The sequence below is a fragment of the Mongoliitalea daihaiensis genome, from assembly GCF_021596945.1.
Taxonomy (GTDB): Bacteria; Bacteroidota; Bacteroidia; order Cytophagales; family Cyclobacteriaceae; genus Mongoliitalea; species Mongoliitalea daihaiensis.
The window spans coordinates 3,881,980-3,899,391 of the sequence record NZ_CP063779.1; the positions used below are offsets into that span (position 1 = coordinate 3,881,980).

Annotated in this window: 12 protein-coding genes; 9 read left to right on the plus strand and 3 right to left on the minus strand. The window is 38.5% G+C overall.

Annotation, left to right across the window (positions count from 1 at the left end):
- The first annotated feature begins 26 nt into the window (after positions 1 to 26).
- Together IPZ59_RS16565 and dprA are read left to right on the plus strand one after the other, a co-directional pair.
- Positions 27 to 383 carry a MerR family transcriptional regulator gene (locus IPZ59_RS16565; RefSeq protein ID WP_236137160.1) on the plus strand — a complete coding sequence of 119 codons (357 nt, stop codon included), beginning with the start codon at positions 27 to 29 and terminating at the stop codon, positions 381 to 383.
- Positions 361 to 1,482, plus strand: a complete 1,122-nt coding sequence (dprA, locus tag IPZ59_RS16570) for a DNA-processing protein DprA (protein ID WP_236137161.1) — start codon at positions 361 to 363, stop codon at positions 1,480 to 1,482. The genes IPZ59_RS16565 and dprA overlap by 23 nt, the downstream gene beginning before the upstream one ends.
- A 240-nt stretch (positions 1,483 to 1,722) precedes the next feature.
- Here the strand turns inward: dprA and IPZ59_RS16575 are convergent, their stop codons facing one another.
- Positions 1,723 to 2,676 (minus strand): hypothetical protein, encoded by a 954-nt coding sequence (locus IPZ59_RS16575; protein ID WP_236137162.1) that lies wholly within the window; start codon positions 2,674 to 2,676, stop codon positions 1,723 to 1,725.
- 414 nt (positions 2,677 to 3,090) lie between these two features.
- Complete coding sequence (ffh, locus tag IPZ59_RS16580) at positions 3,091 to 4,425, minus strand: signal recognition particle protein (RefSeq protein ID WP_236139824.1); 1,335 nt, start codon at positions 4,423 to 4,425, stop codon at positions 3,091 to 3,093.
- A 192-nt stretch (positions 4,426 to 4,617) separates the two neighbouring features.
- On the opposite strand from ffh, the gene IPZ59_RS16585 reads away from it, so the two are divergent.
- The 3 genes from IPZ59_RS16585 to IPZ59_RS16595 are packed head-to-tail and all read left to right on the plus strand — an operon-like array spanning position 4,618 to position 8,990.
- The gene (locus IPZ59_RS16585) at positions 4,618 to 7,044 is read left to right on the plus strand and encodes a YfhO family protein (protein ID WP_236137163.1); all 2,427 of its coding nucleotides are present in this window, start codon (positions 4,618 to 4,620) and stop codon (positions 7,042 to 7,044) included.
- Positions 7,045 to 7,047: 3 nt separating this feature from the next.
- Positions 7,048 to 8,094 carry a glycosyltransferase family 4 protein gene (locus tag IPZ59_RS16590; protein ID WP_236137164.1) on the plus strand — a complete coding sequence of 349 codons (1,047 nt, stop codon included), beginning with the start codon at positions 7,048 to 7,050 and terminating at the stop codon, positions 8,092 to 8,094.
- The gene (locus IPZ59_RS16595; RefSeq protein WP_236137165.1) at positions 8,091 to 8,990 is read left to right on the plus strand and encodes an FkbM family methyltransferase; all 900 of its coding nucleotides are present in this window, start codon (positions 8,091 to 8,093) and stop codon (positions 8,988 to 8,990) included. Before IPZ59_RS16590 ends, IPZ59_RS16595 begins: the two co-directional genes overlap by 4 nt.
- Before the next feature lie 5 nt (positions 8,991 to 8,995).
- On the opposite strand, the gene IPZ59_RS16600 is transcribed toward IPZ59_RS16595, so the two are convergent.
- Positions 8,996 to 11,971, minus strand: coding sequence for a PKD domain-containing protein (locus IPZ59_RS16600; protein WP_236137166.1), 2,976 nt, complete (start codon positions 11,969 to 11,971; stop codon positions 8,996 to 8,998).
- Positions 11,972 to 12,271: 300 nt separating this feature from the next.
- Between IPZ59_RS16600 and IPZ59_RS16605 the strand changes: the two genes are divergently transcribed.
- From IPZ59_RS16605 to IPZ59_RS16620, 4 genes are all read left to right on the plus strand, one after another.
- Positions 12,272 to 12,907: a hypothetical protein gene (locus IPZ59_RS16605; protein ID WP_236137167.1), complete on the plus strand. Its 636-nt coding sequence runs from the start codon at positions 12,272 to 12,274 to the stop codon at positions 12,905 to 12,907.
- Positions 12,908 to 13,011: 104 nt separating this feature from the next.
- The gene (locus IPZ59_RS16610) at positions 13,012 to 13,476 is read left to right on the plus strand and encodes a response regulator transcription factor (protein ID WP_236137168.1); all 465 of its coding nucleotides are present in this window, start codon (positions 13,012 to 13,014) and stop codon (positions 13,474 to 13,476) included.
- Positions 13,477 to 13,888: 412 nt separating this feature from the next.
- Positions 13,889 to 14,695 (plus strand): hypothetical protein, encoded by an 807-nt coding sequence (locus tag IPZ59_RS16615; protein WP_236137169.1) that lies wholly within the window; start codon positions 13,889 to 13,891, stop codon positions 14,693 to 14,695.
- A 209-nt stretch (positions 14,696 to 14,904) separates the two neighbouring features.
- Entirely contained in the window at positions 14,905 to 17,361 is a 2,457-nt protein-coding gene (locus IPZ59_RS16620; protein WP_236137170.1) for a hypothetical protein, read from the plus strand.
- Positions 17,362 to 17,412: the final 51 nt, after the last annotated feature.

Genomic DNA, 17,412 nt, shown 5'->3' on the forward strand with positions numbered 1-17,412 from the left:
GATTGAAGCTAAAATTCTTTAGAACCGTGCCTTACATAGAAAAAGAAATAGAAAAAAAATATTATTCCATAGGTGAAGTAGCAAGCATGTTCAAGGTTGCGCCCTCCTTGATTCGCTATTGGGAGGGTGAATTTGATGTGATCAAGCCCAAAAAAGATAAAAAAGGTAACCGCAGATTCACCAAAGAAGATATTGAAAAGATCCGTTACATCTATCAATTGGTAAAAATCAAGGGATATACCTTACAAGGTGCTCAGGAAGTCTTGAAAAGTGGTCAGGAAAAAACCATGGATAAAGCCACCATGATTGACCGATTGTTACAGATTCAGTCATTTTTGAAAGAAATCAGAGATCAAATGCATGTCAGCACAAACGAACGATGAATTAGTTTTTGAATTAGCCCTAAATCTTGTTCCGAAAATCGGTCCGGGCCTGTATCGAAATATCATTGCCTATACAGGTTCGGCCCGTGCTTTTTTTGAAATTCCTTCCGGCAAACTCGCTAAAGTACCCCGTGTAGGGAAGAAACTGATTGAATACCGCAAATCAGCAGATCAATTCATCAAAGACGCTGAAGAAATTATCATAGCCTGCCGCAAGAAGAATATCCGGATTCTTCCCTTTTCCGATCCTGAATTCCCCAAACGCTTAAAAGTCTTAGACGATTCTCCCATGATTTTGTATATCCGTGGAAATGTCAACCTCAATCCGGAGCGTAGTATTGGGATTGTAGGAACGCGTAATGCCACTGAATATGGGAAATCCATCACCAAAAAGATCGTCGAAGAATTAAGCTCTTTCCAGCCTTGCATCATTTCAGGTTTAGCCTATGGTGTGGACATTGAAGCCCATAAGGCAGCCTTGCAGTCCAACTTACCTACAATTGGCGTATTGGGTTCCTCTGTCCATCAAATTTACCCCTCCATCCACAAATCTACTGCCGAGCAAATGTTTGAAATAGGAGGATTGATCAGCGAGTACCCACCAGGCACAGAAATGCACCCTGGAAATTTCCCTCAACGCAATCGCATCATCGCTGCCCTTTCCGATGCCATCATTGTGGTAGAAGCCGCTAAAAAAGGGGGAGCCTTGATCACCGCTGAAATTGCTTATTCATACAACAAGGAAGTATTCGCTGTACCGGGTAATCTACTTTCTTCCTACAGTGAAGGGTGTAACAACTTAATCAAGCAACTCAAAGCTAGCATTTACACAGGAGTCAAAGATATTGAAGATGCATTATCCTGGAAAAAAGAAGGCAATGGAACAAGCAACAAAAAAATTGAACTTGATTTAAGTCAGTTTGAAGGAGAGGAAAAGGTGATTCTCCAGCTACTGTTGGATAAAAAAGAACTCGAGATTGATCAGTTGGCTACACAACTTGAACTTCCTTTATCCACACTTGCTTCCAAACTTTTGGCTTTGGAATTTCAAGGACTCCTCAAGTCACTTCCAGGAAAGAAATATCGGCTACTTGTCTAAAAATGAAAGTCCAGCAACTTATAAACTGCTAGACTTCTATCTTTTTTGATGAATTAGATTCACCGAAGATTTCGATGTTGACCTGTTCTAGAGAGGGGATGAACCACAAAGAAAGCCAAGTTTATTACTCAAAGTACTCAAAGATTCTCTTTATCCACTTCTTTGTGCCTTTGTGGCAATTTTTACCTTAGGGGTTGCTAGGTGAAGCTTAATTTTTTTTGAAAAACAGACAAATTGCACTCATTTGAGCAAAATAATAACCGTGTCTCTTCTACTCGCTTCATCATCTAAATATTGGAAATAGGACTCTCTAGTTGTGTGTATAAAATCAACCACTCCAGGGTAATAATAAACTCCAAACTTATTATAGTCATTAATTTTTAAAACTGCCTCTCCAACAACTTTTTCAAATTCTTCCGAATCAAGACCTGATAATTTGAAAAAGTCCATAATCATAGACTTGGAAGATAATTCCTCTAGCTGAACTTCTTGGATAAGCAAACAATACTCATCTTCAAAATCAACTTCATCAAGATAAAGTTTACCTTTTGCATCTACCGGTTCATTCCCAAATAAATTGGGGAGAGAATCTTCGTATTCGTAAACTCGATCCACCTCCAAAGACGCTCCAAATGGAAAATGTAAAAGCTTTAATTCAGGAACTACAAAAGCTTCAATACCAATTTTGGATTGATAGGTGTTTTTCATTTGAAGCAAAACTTGCTGAATTGCAGGACCTGATTCTTTACCTTCTACTAGTATCGGGGTTAATGTTTCAAAAATTTCATTAACAGCATCCCTTACTTCTTCCCAATTATCAATGCCTACAAACTCTCCATATTCATCAGTAGAATAAATTATCTCTAATATTGGTTTGACATTGAGTGATTGTAAAAGTACTTGATCGACAACTTGAGAACGGAATAACTCATGTGTGTACTTCCATTTTATCTGATACGAAGTCTCCGTTGAGTCAATGACCAAAAATTCAGCTGAATAACTGGATGAATCAAACTTTACCAATTCATCCCCTTTCCATTGTTGCGTGTATTTTGTTATTTCATAGGAATAGGAATCTCCTATTGACCAATAAGCGATAAACGCTACACCTGTAGTATCATTCTTTGAAAAAGATATTGATTGGATTGAAAAAAAAATCACAAATAACAAACTGAATTGGAAAAGCCGATTCATAACCAAAGATTTAGACTATAAATCTAACTAAAAATCAATCAAAAAACTGCAAAAAAAAATCCAGTAACTAGATAAAACTTAATTACTGGACCTAATAACTTATTTAAGCTCTGATCAGCTTTTTAGAAGATTAAACTTGATTCAGAATGTTAGAAGATGGCATGTCTTTTCTTGCCTCTTGGTTCTTGACTCTAGTTTCTAAACTCTAGCCATTACTTTTTTCAGGTACTGAAATTAGATCATTTTTTTAAGAATAATCTTCATTTACACCAGCCTCTAATATATCGCCGATTCTGTCTACCAAAGGTAGGAGGCTCATATCCATTTATATCGCGAACCTGTCTACTGACAGGTAAAGCATATTTCATTCTCTAAAGATTACAATCTCTCGAACTAACTGATATTGGCTGAAGCCTATCTACGCATCTTCGGCATCATACCTCCCAAGGCCTTCTGCGCTCCCCCCATCTTATTCATCTGCTTCATCAATTTGCGCATATCTGCAAACTGCTTCATCAGATTATTAACCTCAGTGATACTTCTTCCACTTCCGTCTGCAATTCTCTTCCGTCTACTTCCATCGATTAAATCTGGATTTTCACGCTCAGTTGGCGTCATGCTTCGAATGATGGCCTCGATTGGTTTGAAGGAATCATCGTCAATATCCAAACCCTTCATCGCCTTACCCATTCCTGGAATCATACCTACCAAATCTTTGATGTTACCCATCTTCTTGATTTGCTCCAATTGGGATAGGAAGTCATCAAAATTGAACTGATTTTTACGGATTTTGGCATTGATACGCTTGGCTTCATCTTCATCAAAGGATTGCTGTGCACGCTCCACTAGGGAGATCACATCCCCCATGCCCAAAATTCGCTGAGCCATACGGTCTGGATGGAATACATCTAAGTTTTCCATTTTTTCACCGGTGGAGATAAACTTAATTGGCTTATTGACCACGTGACGGATAGAAATGGCCGCACCACCACGGGTATCACCATCCAATTTGGTTAAAACTACCCCGTCAAAATTCAAGCGCTCATCAAAGGTCTTGGCTGTATTCACAGCATCCTGACCAGTCATGGAGTCAACCACAAAAAGTGTTTCAGAAGGATTAAGTGCTTTTTTCAAAGCCTCAATTTCCTGCATCATTTGCTCATCCACTGCCAAGCGACCCGCAGTATCGACGATTACAATCTTTTTACCATGCTTTTTGGCATAGTCCATTGCCCGATTGGCAATCTCAATTGCATTTTTATTTTCCGGCTCCGCGTACACCTCTACTCCTATCTGCTCTCCCAATACTTTCAGTTGGTCAATCGCAGCAGGTCTATAGATATCACAGGCCACCAACAATACTTGTTTTCCTTGTTTTTTAAGGTAACTGGCAAATTTCCCTGTAAAAGTAGTCTTACCAGAACCCTGCAAACCTGAGATCAACACAACAGCAGGGTCACCTTTGAGGTTCACATCAACCTTGGTACCCCCCATCAAGTTGGTCAACTCCTCTTGCGTGATTTTTACCAACAACTGTCCCGGAGAAACCGCTATCAATACATCACGGCCCAAAGCCTCTTCCTTAATTTTATCTGTAACCTCTTTGGCAACCTTATAATTCACATCGGCGTCGATCAAGGCTCTTCTAATTTCCTTGACCGTGGTGGCCACATTGATCTCTGTGATTTTTCCGGTACCCTTCAGGGTTCTAAAAGCTCTATCTAATTTTCCACTAAGATTATCAAACATGGTATCTACGATTTGTCGCAAAAATAGGAAATTATTCGGGAATACCCCATGCCGAAATGTCGACATGCTGCTAAATTCTGTAATAGAAGCGCACCTTAAGAGGAAAAAAATGCTTTATATCCTTTCAAAGTCTGCCTAAGCAAATTTATTTTTTAATTTGCGGAGGTTTTAATTACAATTAGCAAAGCGCGCATGAACTTGAATTTTCGAAAAGAGGTGCTTCCACATGGAATTTCCGTTGTTATTTTTTATTTGATTGTCTTGATTTACTTTTCTCCGATGGTATTTGATGGGAAAATCATCTTCCAAAACGATATTTTACAATGGGAAGGGGGAGCAAAAGAAATCTTGGACTACCGGAAGGCTACTGGAGAAGAAGCACTCTGGACCAACCGCCTTTTTGGTGGAATGCCTGCCTATTTGGTGTCTTATGAAATCCCGGGAGACATTACTAACTTTTTATTGAAAATTGTATCCGTAGGATTACCTCATCCCATCAATTCCTTATTTATTGGAATGATCGGGATGTATATGCTTTTACTCGCATTTAAAGTGCGAAGTGAAATTGCAGCAGTAGGTGCTATTGCTTTCGCATTTAATACCTTTCACCTGATCAGCCTAGATGCTGGGCATAACGCTAAAATATGGGCTATTTGTCTCATTCCACTGATTTTCACAGGGATCCACCTCGCTTTTGAGCGCAAAAAACTCTTGGGGATGGCTGTTTTTGCTTTTGCCATGATGCTCCAATTGAAATTCAACCACTTGCAAATCACCTACTATACCATGCTCATGGTACTCATTTACGGAGTTGCCCGTATTTATGAAACCATTCAGTCAAAAAATTATGGGGAATTTGCCAAAAGTATAGGAATCTTGGTCCTAGGTTTGGGTTTGGCCATCGGGAGCAATGCCAGCCGATTCGCTGCAGTATTAGAATACAGTCCCTACTCCACTCGGGGAAAATCAAACCTTTCGACCAATGCAGGGACTGACTCAGGGCTGGATAAAGAATATGCTTTTGCATGGTCTCAGGGGAAATTTGAAACACTCACATTTTTAATTCCATTTATCCAAGGTGGTGGTTCTCAAGAAGCACTTCCAAAAAATTCTGAAACAGAGCGTGTGCTTCGTTCCAATGGGATAGACAATGCACAGATCAATGGATTTATACTGGGTGCTCCCACTTATTGGGGAGATCAACCAGGTACAGGAGGTCCCATATACGGGGGAATCATCATGGTTTTCCTATTTGTCATCGGTCTATTGTATGCAGACAAAAAATGGGTTTGGGTGTTCACCTCTATTACCGTTCTCTCTATTTTACTTGCTTGGGGTAAAAACTTGGAATGGTTCAATTATAGTGTATTTGACTTTTTGCCTGGTTACAATAAATTTAGAGCAGTATCCATGGGCTTGTGTATGGCCTTGTTTGCCATTCCTATCTTAGGAAGTTTAGGTTTGCAAAGCTTATTCCAAAAAGAAGTAGGACCCACATTCAAAAAATTATTCATTGCCTTTGGCATCGTGGGTGGGTTGGCGTTTTTCTTTGCAATTTTCGCTGGGATGTTCTCTTTCCGCGGAAACGTCGATGGAAACCTTCCCGATTGGTTGGTAGACGCCATTCGTTCAGATCGAAAATCTATGATGCAAGTCAGTGCATTCAAAGGGCTTGCTTTTGTTTCCCTCAGTTTTGCGTTGATTATGGCAAGCTTGAAAAATAAGCTTAACATCAGCTATGCTGTTGTAGGGATTGGTCTATTACTGGTAATTGACTTGTGGTCAATTAATCGTAGATACTTAGGCGAAGAAGCGATGCGTGATAGTCCCGCAGCTCAGTTTTTTGCTCAATCGGCAGCGGATACCAAAATCCTAGAGGATAAAGATTATTACCGGGTATTTAACATTGAAAATCCATTTAATGAAGCGCGCACCTCGTTTTATCACAACAGTGTGGGTGGATACCACGGTGCCAAAATGAAGCGAATTCAGGAATTAATCGAGCGTGCCATACAGCCGGAAATTGCAAACTTTATTGGGAAAGCTCAGGAAGGAGATTTTGCATGGAGCGAGCTCCCAGTACTTAACATGCTCAATACTCGATACCTCATGGCAGGAAAATCGGCAGATGCTGTTTTCCGTAACCCACTTGCCAACGGACCTGCTTGGTTTCCTGAAGAAGTCATTGCTGTAAACTCAAATGATGAGGAAATCCAACGCATTCAGCAAATTGATACCCGCCTTGCTGCGACTGTCAATACCCAAGAATTTGGTACCATCCCTGCTGGTGCTGGCACCGTAAAACTGACCAAGCAAAGCCCTGGTAAACTAAGCTACAGTGTCGAAGTCAGTCGGGAGGGTTTATTGGTGCTTTCTGAGGTCTACTATCCCAAAGGTTGGAAAGCTACCATCAATGGAGTAGCTACAGAATTAATCCGAACTAATTATCTCCTAAGGGGTATTGTCGTTCCCATAGGTACTTCCAACATCGAATTGAGTTTTGAACCGGATAGCTTCTATCAAACCAAAGGATTAACAATAGCTATGCAATACCTCACTACGCTACTGTTAATAGGGGCAGTAGGTTTTGTTTTCTTACAAAAACAGCCCAAAGTATAATAGATGGGAAAGCCAAGGCTATTGATGGTGATACCTGCGATGCATTCCTTTATCCAGCAAGATATTGACCTGCTTTCGGAGAGATTTTCCATTAGCATGAATACCTATAATTGGCGAAAAAAAGCCTTAGCACCCTTCTTTTTACTAGCTCAAGCTTTTACATTATTGGTAAAAGCCCCTCGATCAGAGGTGATTTTGGTACAGTTTGGAGGCTATTGGTCGTTGATTCCCAGTTTGTATGGAAGACTTTTCAACAAACGGGTTTATATAATCTTGCATGGAACCGATTGTGCTTCCATACCTTCTTTAAAGTATGGAAGTCTTCGAATACCTTTACTCAAATGGTTCTGCAAACAATCGTACGCATTGGCCACCCAATTACTCCCAGTGAGTGATTCCTTGGTGGATACGACCAACAAGTTTATTGACTGGGAAAAACCAATCAGAAATGGATTAAAGTACCATTTCCCTCAACTTACCACTCCTATACAAGTCATTCCCAATGGATTTGATACAGATTTCTGGGTACCAAATGAGGCAAATAGAACTGAAGTTATTACCTTTCTCACTGTGATGTCTCCAGCCCAATTTACCCTTAAAGGAGGAGACTTAATTGTGCAATTAGCAGCTGAAAAGCCTGATTTTCACTTTCGATTCGTAGGACTTGATTGTCCAGATGGTGTACATGCTCCTTCCAATGTGACTTTCTTAGGAAGAATGAATAGAGAATCCTTGAGAAAAGAGTATCAAGCCGCTAACTACTATTTCCAACTCTCCAGTTATGAAGGTTTTGGCTGTGCATTGTGTGAAGCTATGCTGTGTGGTTGTATCCCCATTGTCTCAGAAGTCAATGTGCTGCCTCAAATAGTGGGTATAACCGGTGTATCCGTCCCTTTCCGAAGAATGTCTAACCTCCTAATCAGTGTACAGATCATTCACAACTTATCCCAAGGAAATAATCTCAATCAAGCAGCGCGTGAACGAATAAAGGCATTGTTCCCGTTATCCAACAGAAAAGAATTATTACTTAAAACGCTACAATCCCCATGAAGGAAGTTTTTTATAAAATTATTTATCAATCCGCTTTCAATAGGCTTTTGCGCTCAATCAATAAGTTTTTGCTCCCGGTACTTCCTAAGTGGTTTCGATTACCTCCAAGTGGCCAAATCACACTTAAACTTCAGCCAAACAAAAAGCTGATCCTTTGTACCAATCAAACCAATTATCTTACCCAATTGGTTTATTGGGAGGATTTCCGAAAGTTTGAATACACTTCACTGTTTCTAGAGCTTAGCCAAAACATCCGAGGCTTTTTGGATATAGGCGCTAATATTGGCTATTACAGTTTATTGGCTGCTAAGCAAAACCCTCTTTGTAAAGTTATTGCATTTGAACCTGCCAAAGGACCATTGTATTATCTGAGAAAAAATGTCGAAGTAAATTCATTGAATAATATTCAAGTAGCAAGTCTAGCATTGTCTGAACAAGAAGGCAGTATCACTTTTCATGAAGTCAAAAGTCGAAAATATCCCTACCTCAAATACAATCTCGCAGGAACAGGGTCCGCAGCCACTCTCAATAAAGGAGAAGATTTTACCAGCAATACAGTGTCTACCACCACTTTGGATACTTACGCTGCATCCATTCAGTTCCCAATTGATCTTATAAAAATGGATACCGAGGGAACAGAGCACTTGATTTTACAAGAAGGATTGAAGGCCTTGACCAAACATCAACCCATCGTTATTTGCGAAACACTTTTTCAAACGAATGAAACAGCACTAGAGACTATCTTTCACAAACTAGGTTATGAATGCTACAATCATTATCCGGAAGGCTTACGATTGACCAAAAGTATTCAACGAACAGTTGATAATGGGATACGAAATTGCTTTTTTGTCCCTCCTTCCAAAAAGCATTTAATAAATGCATTCATAGTGAGTTAATGACCTTATTTCAGTAGTAAAAAACTTCCCTGAATACTTTTGGGTTGCTCACCGATAATCTTGTAATCAAGTTTATACAAATACGTCCCTGCAGGAGAATCTTTCCCTTGACTTCGTCCATCCCAGCCCTCAGCTTGAGGGTCAGTAGTAAAATACATTAACTCTCCCCAACGGTTGTACACTCGGAACACCAATGTTTCCAATTCAATAAATACTGGAAAAAAATAACGGTTTCTTCCTGTACCATTGGGAGTAAAAGCCTCTGGCATTCGGAGGCTACCACTTGAAATTTCAATTGTTTTCACCACTTCTTGTGTACAACCATTTCCATCTACGAGTGAAAGCGTCACTGTGTAAACACCCTTATCTTGGTATCTATGGATTGGATTATCTAACGTTGATGTTGTCCCATCTCCGAAATCCCAAAACACTTCTGTGAATAAGGGAGGTTGAAGTATTTGATGCTGTATGGCTTCTCCAATTAAAAATCCACTAAATTGAGAATCAGGGTTGCCGATAAACTCAAAATCTGCCGGAATAAATAATGCATCAGAATCAATAATGAAGGCTTCACCTTCCAGAATGCAGTTATCGATCGTAGTCAGTCTCCATTGATACCTTCCGGCTCCTAAAAACCCAAATTCATATTCTCCAGCAGTTGGGTTTCGTATGGACCGAACAAAGGGAGCTCCTCTTGTGGGAAAGCCTCTAAGCTCTAATAATTCAAATTCAGCTGCGCCCGTTACCTCTAAAAAAATAACCCCTTTCCTCCCTCCAGGACAAAAATTTTCAAATATACTTTTCTCCTGCATCAAGGTGATATCAAAGCCTTCAAATGACCGAACAGTAAACTCCTTTTCTACCAAGCAATTCCCATCAACTACTTTCAAAACATAATCACCCGGAGCTAATCGTTGGATAGAAGCCAGATCAACCAAAACATCGTTTAGATAAATCAGCGTGGTAGGCTTGAAGCCTTTGATTTCTGGTTCAAAAGCCCTTAATCCATCCGTTGAAACGCACGCTTGATCAATTAGAATGGATACAGATAACGTATTCTCAGTGAAGTTAAACGGCACAAAACAACCTATTTCGTTTTCGTTGAAACTCGCGTAAAAGGTAATGCCTGCCACAGCCGGAAAAGGATTTCCTGAACTTCCTCCGATTTCTTGCGCATTGCTTTCCAAAGGATTTTGATCAAAAAAGCGAGTCCCTTGGGGGAAATAGTTCAATAAAAGCTCCATCGACACTTCACTCATATCGGAGAGATTACATATTTCAATGGAGCGATCCTGCAAATTCAAGCAATTGCTCTGGAAAAAATCGAAAACATCCAAACGCAAATCGATTGACCCCGCGGTACCATCAGTCCTCAAGCAAACTGCTGATTCTTCCTTTTCAATCACTAAAGGGACTTCTCCATAGGATTGTCCGGTACTTGATCGAACACCTGTCAAAAGGCCATCCAAACTGACTGTTGCACCACAGAGTGTAGATATCAATTCACAATTATCTGTAATTCGAATGGTGTACGAAAGTCTCGCAAGTACCTCAAAAACATCTGCGGAAGGATCTAAATTCCCTAATTCCCAAGAAAGGGTACGTACACCACTAGGCTCAAGTGTTTGCGTTACTGTAGTAGTCACAGGCTGCTGAAAGTTGGTACCCTCTGCAGATATGAGCTCTACTCCTCTCGGTAACTTTAGCTCAATTCGGTTACTCCGCAATTGCTCCAAACCTAAATTTCGAATATCAACATGAAAGGTCAGCTCATCTGCAGGCTGAAAGCTATTGGGAACAGCTGTATCCCCATTGACGGATATCAACTGATGAAAACCCTCTATTTTAGGTTCGTCGATATCAATCGCAATAGTCAAGTTATAAATAACAAAGGTATCCCAAACTGTACCGTATTGAAAGCGCAAACTTGTTTGATTATTGGCAATCAATTCATTATTGGGATTATCGATATAAAAAGTAGCTAAATCCATTCCCGTATTATTTCTAAAACTGGGTATGCGTCCTGTGTTTCCTACCGAAATACTGGAATTAAAAAAGTTATCTGAGGAGTTTAGCGGATGAGATAATGGGACAAAATCATTGGTTCCTACCCCTCGCTCAATTGAAAAAAAATCTCCACTGGCAGCTACATCCCCCTCCCCTGCCATAATACCAACTTTGACTCTCACATCCCCTTCTTCTCGCGTTTGAATACCATCTATTGGAATTACAAATTCCTCTGGAAAGTCACCCCTCACATAAGCAAATCCATCGAAAACCGTGATATCCTTCAATGGAAGGATCGGGTTTTCATACACTACTATCAAAGACCATCCTCCAAAAAAATAATCTGTCCCTTGCACTAAAGCAATATCAATACCTGCATAAAAACCTTCTTTGTTAAATTTAACAAAATCAGTTACATCTTGGTAACCTACGAAGATCCCTACATCATTAGCTGGGTCAAGTCCTTCAGGGAAACGAATATTGTTTTCCTCCGTAAGTAAATTTACTTTTTGTCCAAGCCTAGGACCTTGAAAAGTAATCTGCTGCTTATCTAAAGTGCGCGTAGCTCCTTGATCGGTAATATTGACCATTCTACTCTCACCGCTTCTACCAGTCCAATACAGGCCTGCAAATAGCACTTCTGTACATTGGTGGTCAATACCGGAGACTTCAGGAAATCTCAACTCTGCTCCAGAAGAATTAATATGATTGCCTGACCCCCCTTGAAAAGCAGAGGTATAGACCATTTGATTGTCGTTCATTTTAAAATCATCGTAGTCCTCCAAAGTCAGATTAGTGTTTCCAATAATCAGAAAATCTCCGTTGATACGGTAATTCTTTTTGGAAGGATCAGATTTAGGAGATCGTGGTTCAAAAGGAACGCGAACTTGGGCAGAGGTTGTGAAACATACTAATAGCAGCGCTAAACTGAGCAAAAAAAGTGATTGAATCGGTATACCAGAAAATTTGAACATTTTATTCAGTTGAAAGCCACATAAATAATCATAATTCGGGAAAACTACTAAAAAATTGAAGCACTTTTTTAGTAACCTAAACAGAAAATTATATCCAACACGAATGATGCCAACAAATAAAACAGGTATCCTTTTCTAAATACTCCCTTTCAGGTATTTTTTTATTGGTCTAAAAAAGCTAACTTTCTGATGCTTAAACATATCCTAATTCATAAGGCATGAAGGATCGGGTACATTTTCAGAAAATGTTTAAAGACTTACTATTAGAAGTTGTTCAACCATAATTTTTATTACAACGACATGATTGAAAGTATTAAAACCTATATTTTAGATATTTTATCAATCTTCATACCGGGCGCTATCTTGGTGGCGGTATTAGGTCAGGTTCCTTGGTTACATGAATGGTTCCTCACCATTGGAATCCATGAATACGAAGGCTGGATCAATGTTGGGAAATTTTTAGTACTTATTTATATTCTAGGCCATTTTTTATTTTCACTGGGGTCCTTTTTGGACGAATGCGTGTATGATAAGTTTAAGGATAGAATTTGGCCAAACAATGAATTGCAAGAGCTAATAGTGGCTTATAAAATTCATGTAACAGGTATTGAAAGCGGAAATGTACTCAATGCATTCAAATGGTGCTGCTCATGGTTATTGATCAATCAGCCCCCTTTATACGAAAATATGGAAAGACATATGGCAGAATCAAAGTTTTTCAGAAGCTTGGTCATAGTTGGGATCATAGGGCTTGTTATTTTTTCCATCCAATCCACCTACTGGTTAGTTGCCTTGTCTGTTTTCGTGACTATCTTTTCAATGATTCGATACATGACCCAACGCAAAAAGAGCGTAGATATGGCCTATCAGAGTGTGATAACAGCATCTCATACCGAATTCGAAAAATTTATCAATCATCTAGATCCAAAAAAATGAATGAGCTATAGAAAAAAACACACTGTTCAAAATGTGTTTTCTTCAATAAAAACACTAGATTAGTAGGAATAAATTATATTATTTTACCCCTAAGTTAATATAGTATGTACAGATTTTTAGAAAACCCGAATTTCAACTCCAGACATTTCAATTCTGTCCTTCTTCCAAGTATAGCAGCAACTTTCTTAGGTGCCAATTACATCATTTTTACTGAGATTGGTCCCCTACTGAAGTGGAATACATCTTTTGTGGTTTTATACCTATTGCTCCTGATGGGCTTTATTTTTTCATGGATCTATGCCGGCACTATGAATAAAATTTATTTGGAAGTAAAAAACCAACTTCAGGAAGTAGAAGATGTAGAGGTCAAAGATTTACAGGAAAAACTAAAAATACTATCTAGGAAAGAACGAGAGGTATTGAATCTAATACTCCAATTCAAGAGCAATCAACAAATATGTGACGAACTTTTCATTTCACTAAGTACGCTAAAATCCCATATCAATCGTATCTATAAAAAATTGGAAGTTAGCAAACGGCAAGATATTTTAAAGCTATTTGAATTGTAGAATTACATCTATATATACACAAACTTAGGCATCAAAAATAATTGGATCAGGATAGTATTTTTTATCGAAAATACTGATTATTATTGTGTTAGAGCAGAGATGAAAGTTTTAAAATATGTTTGTTGGGCTCATGTAAGGTTTACTGCTTTGAGTAAATGAAATTCATTTACCATTCATTGAAGAGTGTTTTGGAATCATTGATTTACCTAGAGCCATCTTTGGAATCACATTTCTAAAAAACCGAGATTTTCTTTTCCAAAAAATAGTTCCTGATAACTTCACTATGCATAAATCCAATCCTCTCCTCTCTAGATCAATTTTATATGCAAGCATTCTGCTAGTGACTTTATGTATTGAACTATCGTGTAAAAGCATCAGGAACCAATCTGAGGATGAGCCGACAAAGATGCAAATGCCAGCTCCTCCACCGCCACCCTCTTTCCCTTCGATTGAAGAAAATTTTCCAGAGCCTCCACTTGGAGAAATTATTGATGAGTCTGAAAGAGAAGTGAGACCGAATTTGCCAATTGAAGAAAGCCATCAGATATCCCAAACGGAATCCGGATCTGAAAGAGGACCATCAGAAATAAGAATGAGAGGATCGGCAACACCACAGCCCAACTTACCAAACGAATCTTCCATTCCAACCAATACTGTTGACAACAACCAGAAACCTTACGAGGAATTTAAAATAGTTTTGGACGTGGAGGAGGAAATCGCCTTTAATCGATCAGGACATGCACGGGTATGGATTGGGAAGGAAAATTACTTACCTCAGGTACGGGAAGACTTTGTTAGGGATGCACGAACCAGTCCTGCAAATATTGGGGATTTGGCTCGAATAACCCTCATCGCTCCTGATTTTGATATTGAACCCAACTCCTTCGAATGCATACGCATTCATCCCAGTGGGGTAAGTGTTTTATTTTCAATTTCACCCAAGCAACGAGGAGAATTCAAAGTAAGTGCCTTAGTCGAGTTTTTTGAAGAAGGAGATTGTACAGGTGTAGGAATTCCAAAATCTTCCGACTTACTTACTATCCGGGTAAAAGTAGATGGCAATCAATTGATTTGGTCAAAAATAGACGAATTATCAGGTATTTTTTGGGATAAGTTTGTGACATTTTGGGGAGGAGTACTTACGCTGATTTTCGCGGCATTGATGTACTTTTTAAGGAAACTAGTCAAGAAAAAAACAGGATTTAGTGCAGGAGAATAAAACCAATGTTCATAAACCTACCCAACTATTTGTGAAATTATCGCTAAGTATCTATAATTCAACCTTTTTTAGCCCTTATATTTCGTGCATTTGCCGAAAAAATTCAAGACCTTTTGCATGTTAAATTTTTCACTTCATTGATAAACCAATAGGATTACCCCAGCGGGGTTGCTGTTTTTAAATGAAACTTATTCAAATAATTCATTACTATGCCAACAATTCTAACCAAACTTTTCGAGCTCAACAAGTTCAAAGAAACTGGCATCGGTCTATTGATAAGTTATGGTGGATTTTCAGCGTTTTTACCAAAAATACTGGAATCTGCCGGTTCAATAAACGGGACTACTTCATTTGATTTCCTCACCTGGTTTGCCTTGTTTTACTTCCTTCTCCCCTGCTTTTTTTTCCTAACTTATTGGAGCTTTTTAGGATTTATTCCAGCATCTGCCAAGAAAAGACAACATTCTGAAATGGGCCATATGTTAAATCAATTCGATTACAAATGGATATTTTTTGCAGTGCGAATTGCTCCGTTTCTCTTATTTTTCTCAGACAAATTTATTTTTCATTGGGGAACCTTTCAAAATAGTTCTTTTGTAATCATTCTTTGGTACGCATTGATTGGAATCTTTGAATTCTATTTTTTAACCAAAAGAATCGGCCTCAACTTCAAAAAGTATACGCTCGCACCGATCCTATTTCAATCAGCCCTCAAGTATGGGTTGTTATTGTCATTTTTAAATATTGTTTTAGGAATTGGTTTTCTGTACCTATCCGAACCTTGGTTTTTGTTTAGAGACAATATGATACTCATCTTGTGGTCTATAATTTTTCTTTATGCTATCATTGTTAGCTATCTTTTTTTGGATAAAACCAGAAAACTTGGGGTTGAAAAAGCAGATTTACGATTTCTCCTTGCGCCAGTGCTATTGATATTTTCACTAACTTATCTGATGCCTCATGTCAACCGCAGTATTAAGATTTTCTCATGGTCGTTTGATTTGCCTGTAGGATCAATCTTGTTTGACACATTGATTTTTATCACCTTCCTGCTTCTTCTCTTAGGCTTCGTTGTTTTGGCATTTAATTATAATTTGCAAAAAATCAAACAATTACACAAGATTGTTGCAGCTAGGATCAAAGCGCTTTCAGCAGTTGAACTCCTGATTTTGATAGGCTTTTTGCTTGTCCCATTTTTCTTTCAAGGAATGATAGAGTATGAAAATGCCGAATACTACAAACGAAGAGTCAAAGCTGCAGAAAATATTACCGATAGAAAGTTGGTGCCTTCTTTTGAAAATATCGGGAAAGATAACATCGACCAACAAATTGCTGTGCTTGATTTCATACATAAGCACAATCACTTATTCTACTTGCGAGGGAATTGGAGCAATATTGAAGATGAGCCTATTCGATTCTTTAGTTTGGTAGATAAATATGATACGAATCTGGTGAATTTTTTATTTACCCAAGAGAATGACATAGCATCAGACACCCTCATCAACGCATCTTTCTTTAAAGAAAATAAAACAAAGCTTATTCGAATGAGAAGCTTCTTCTATGGTAGTTACGATAAAGATGCACAGAATATAAAACCACCTTCCAATCAGAAAGAAATCAATGCGTTTTATTCCAATCTCTTCACCAATTTAAAAGGAACTGTTTTTCCCAAAACCATTATCCCACTGAGTTATAAAAGTAAGGAGTATGGTGTATTGGTTCACTACCTTCACCCTCTTAACTTTTATTCATATGTAGTAGATCATTATGAAAGTCAAACTGAGTTATTAAAACGCATTCAGTTGAATATAAAGTATTTAAGAACCTTGAATTCATTTTTAGATTTACCTACCAACACCGCACATTTAAAAAACACAGCGATTTCCACAGAAAAAAAAGAGTTATTTCATAAAATCAATACTCAAGTCAATTCGATTGTGGAGTTTCAAGGAACAGGTCTATCCCTTTCCGAAGATAAACTTGACCTATATGAAAGCTATTTGAGCGAATTTTTACCTCTCAAACAAAATCAATATACAGACCGAATCAAAAACGCACAAGCCATTTATCAATCCTATTTGTTCGACTATCAGCGTATTGGGTTGTTCCTCTTTTTGTTACAAGTGATTTTATTTGGAACCGTATATTTAGAATCTAGAAAAGAAGTCAAACGTATCAAGGAATTAAAAGAACGCATTGACAGCGAAAATAATCCTGATTATGAAATCGACAAAGAAGAAATTGAGGAAAAACTTCAGTCATTGAACCCCGTTTTTATAGCCCTTGTCACTATCTTGGCGTTAATGTTTCCCTTAATGCGGGAAATCAAAGCCGAAAATATCGATCCTACCAAACGATTTTGGATGCTCAATCTGTCCAATTGGTATTCTCCAGAATTAGTATTTCCAAGTTCATCGAGTAGACCTAGCCCCAAACGGGAGGAACCCAATACACAATCACCTCCTGCTAAGCCTAACTTTCAAGCAGATGGCATGGAAAAGTTACGTAACCTCGAAAGAAGAGTTCAACTGATGGAGGTAAATATAGATTCTCTAGAGCTTAAAAAAATCTATGATTTCAACCAACTCAGCTTAGAAATTGACGCCCTCAAAAGACGCAGACTATTGGAAGATGCATTGGCGGAAGTTGAAGACTTGGAGGAGTAAAGGGTATTCAAAATAGTGGTTCAACACTATTGAACGAGGCAATTGCAAGAA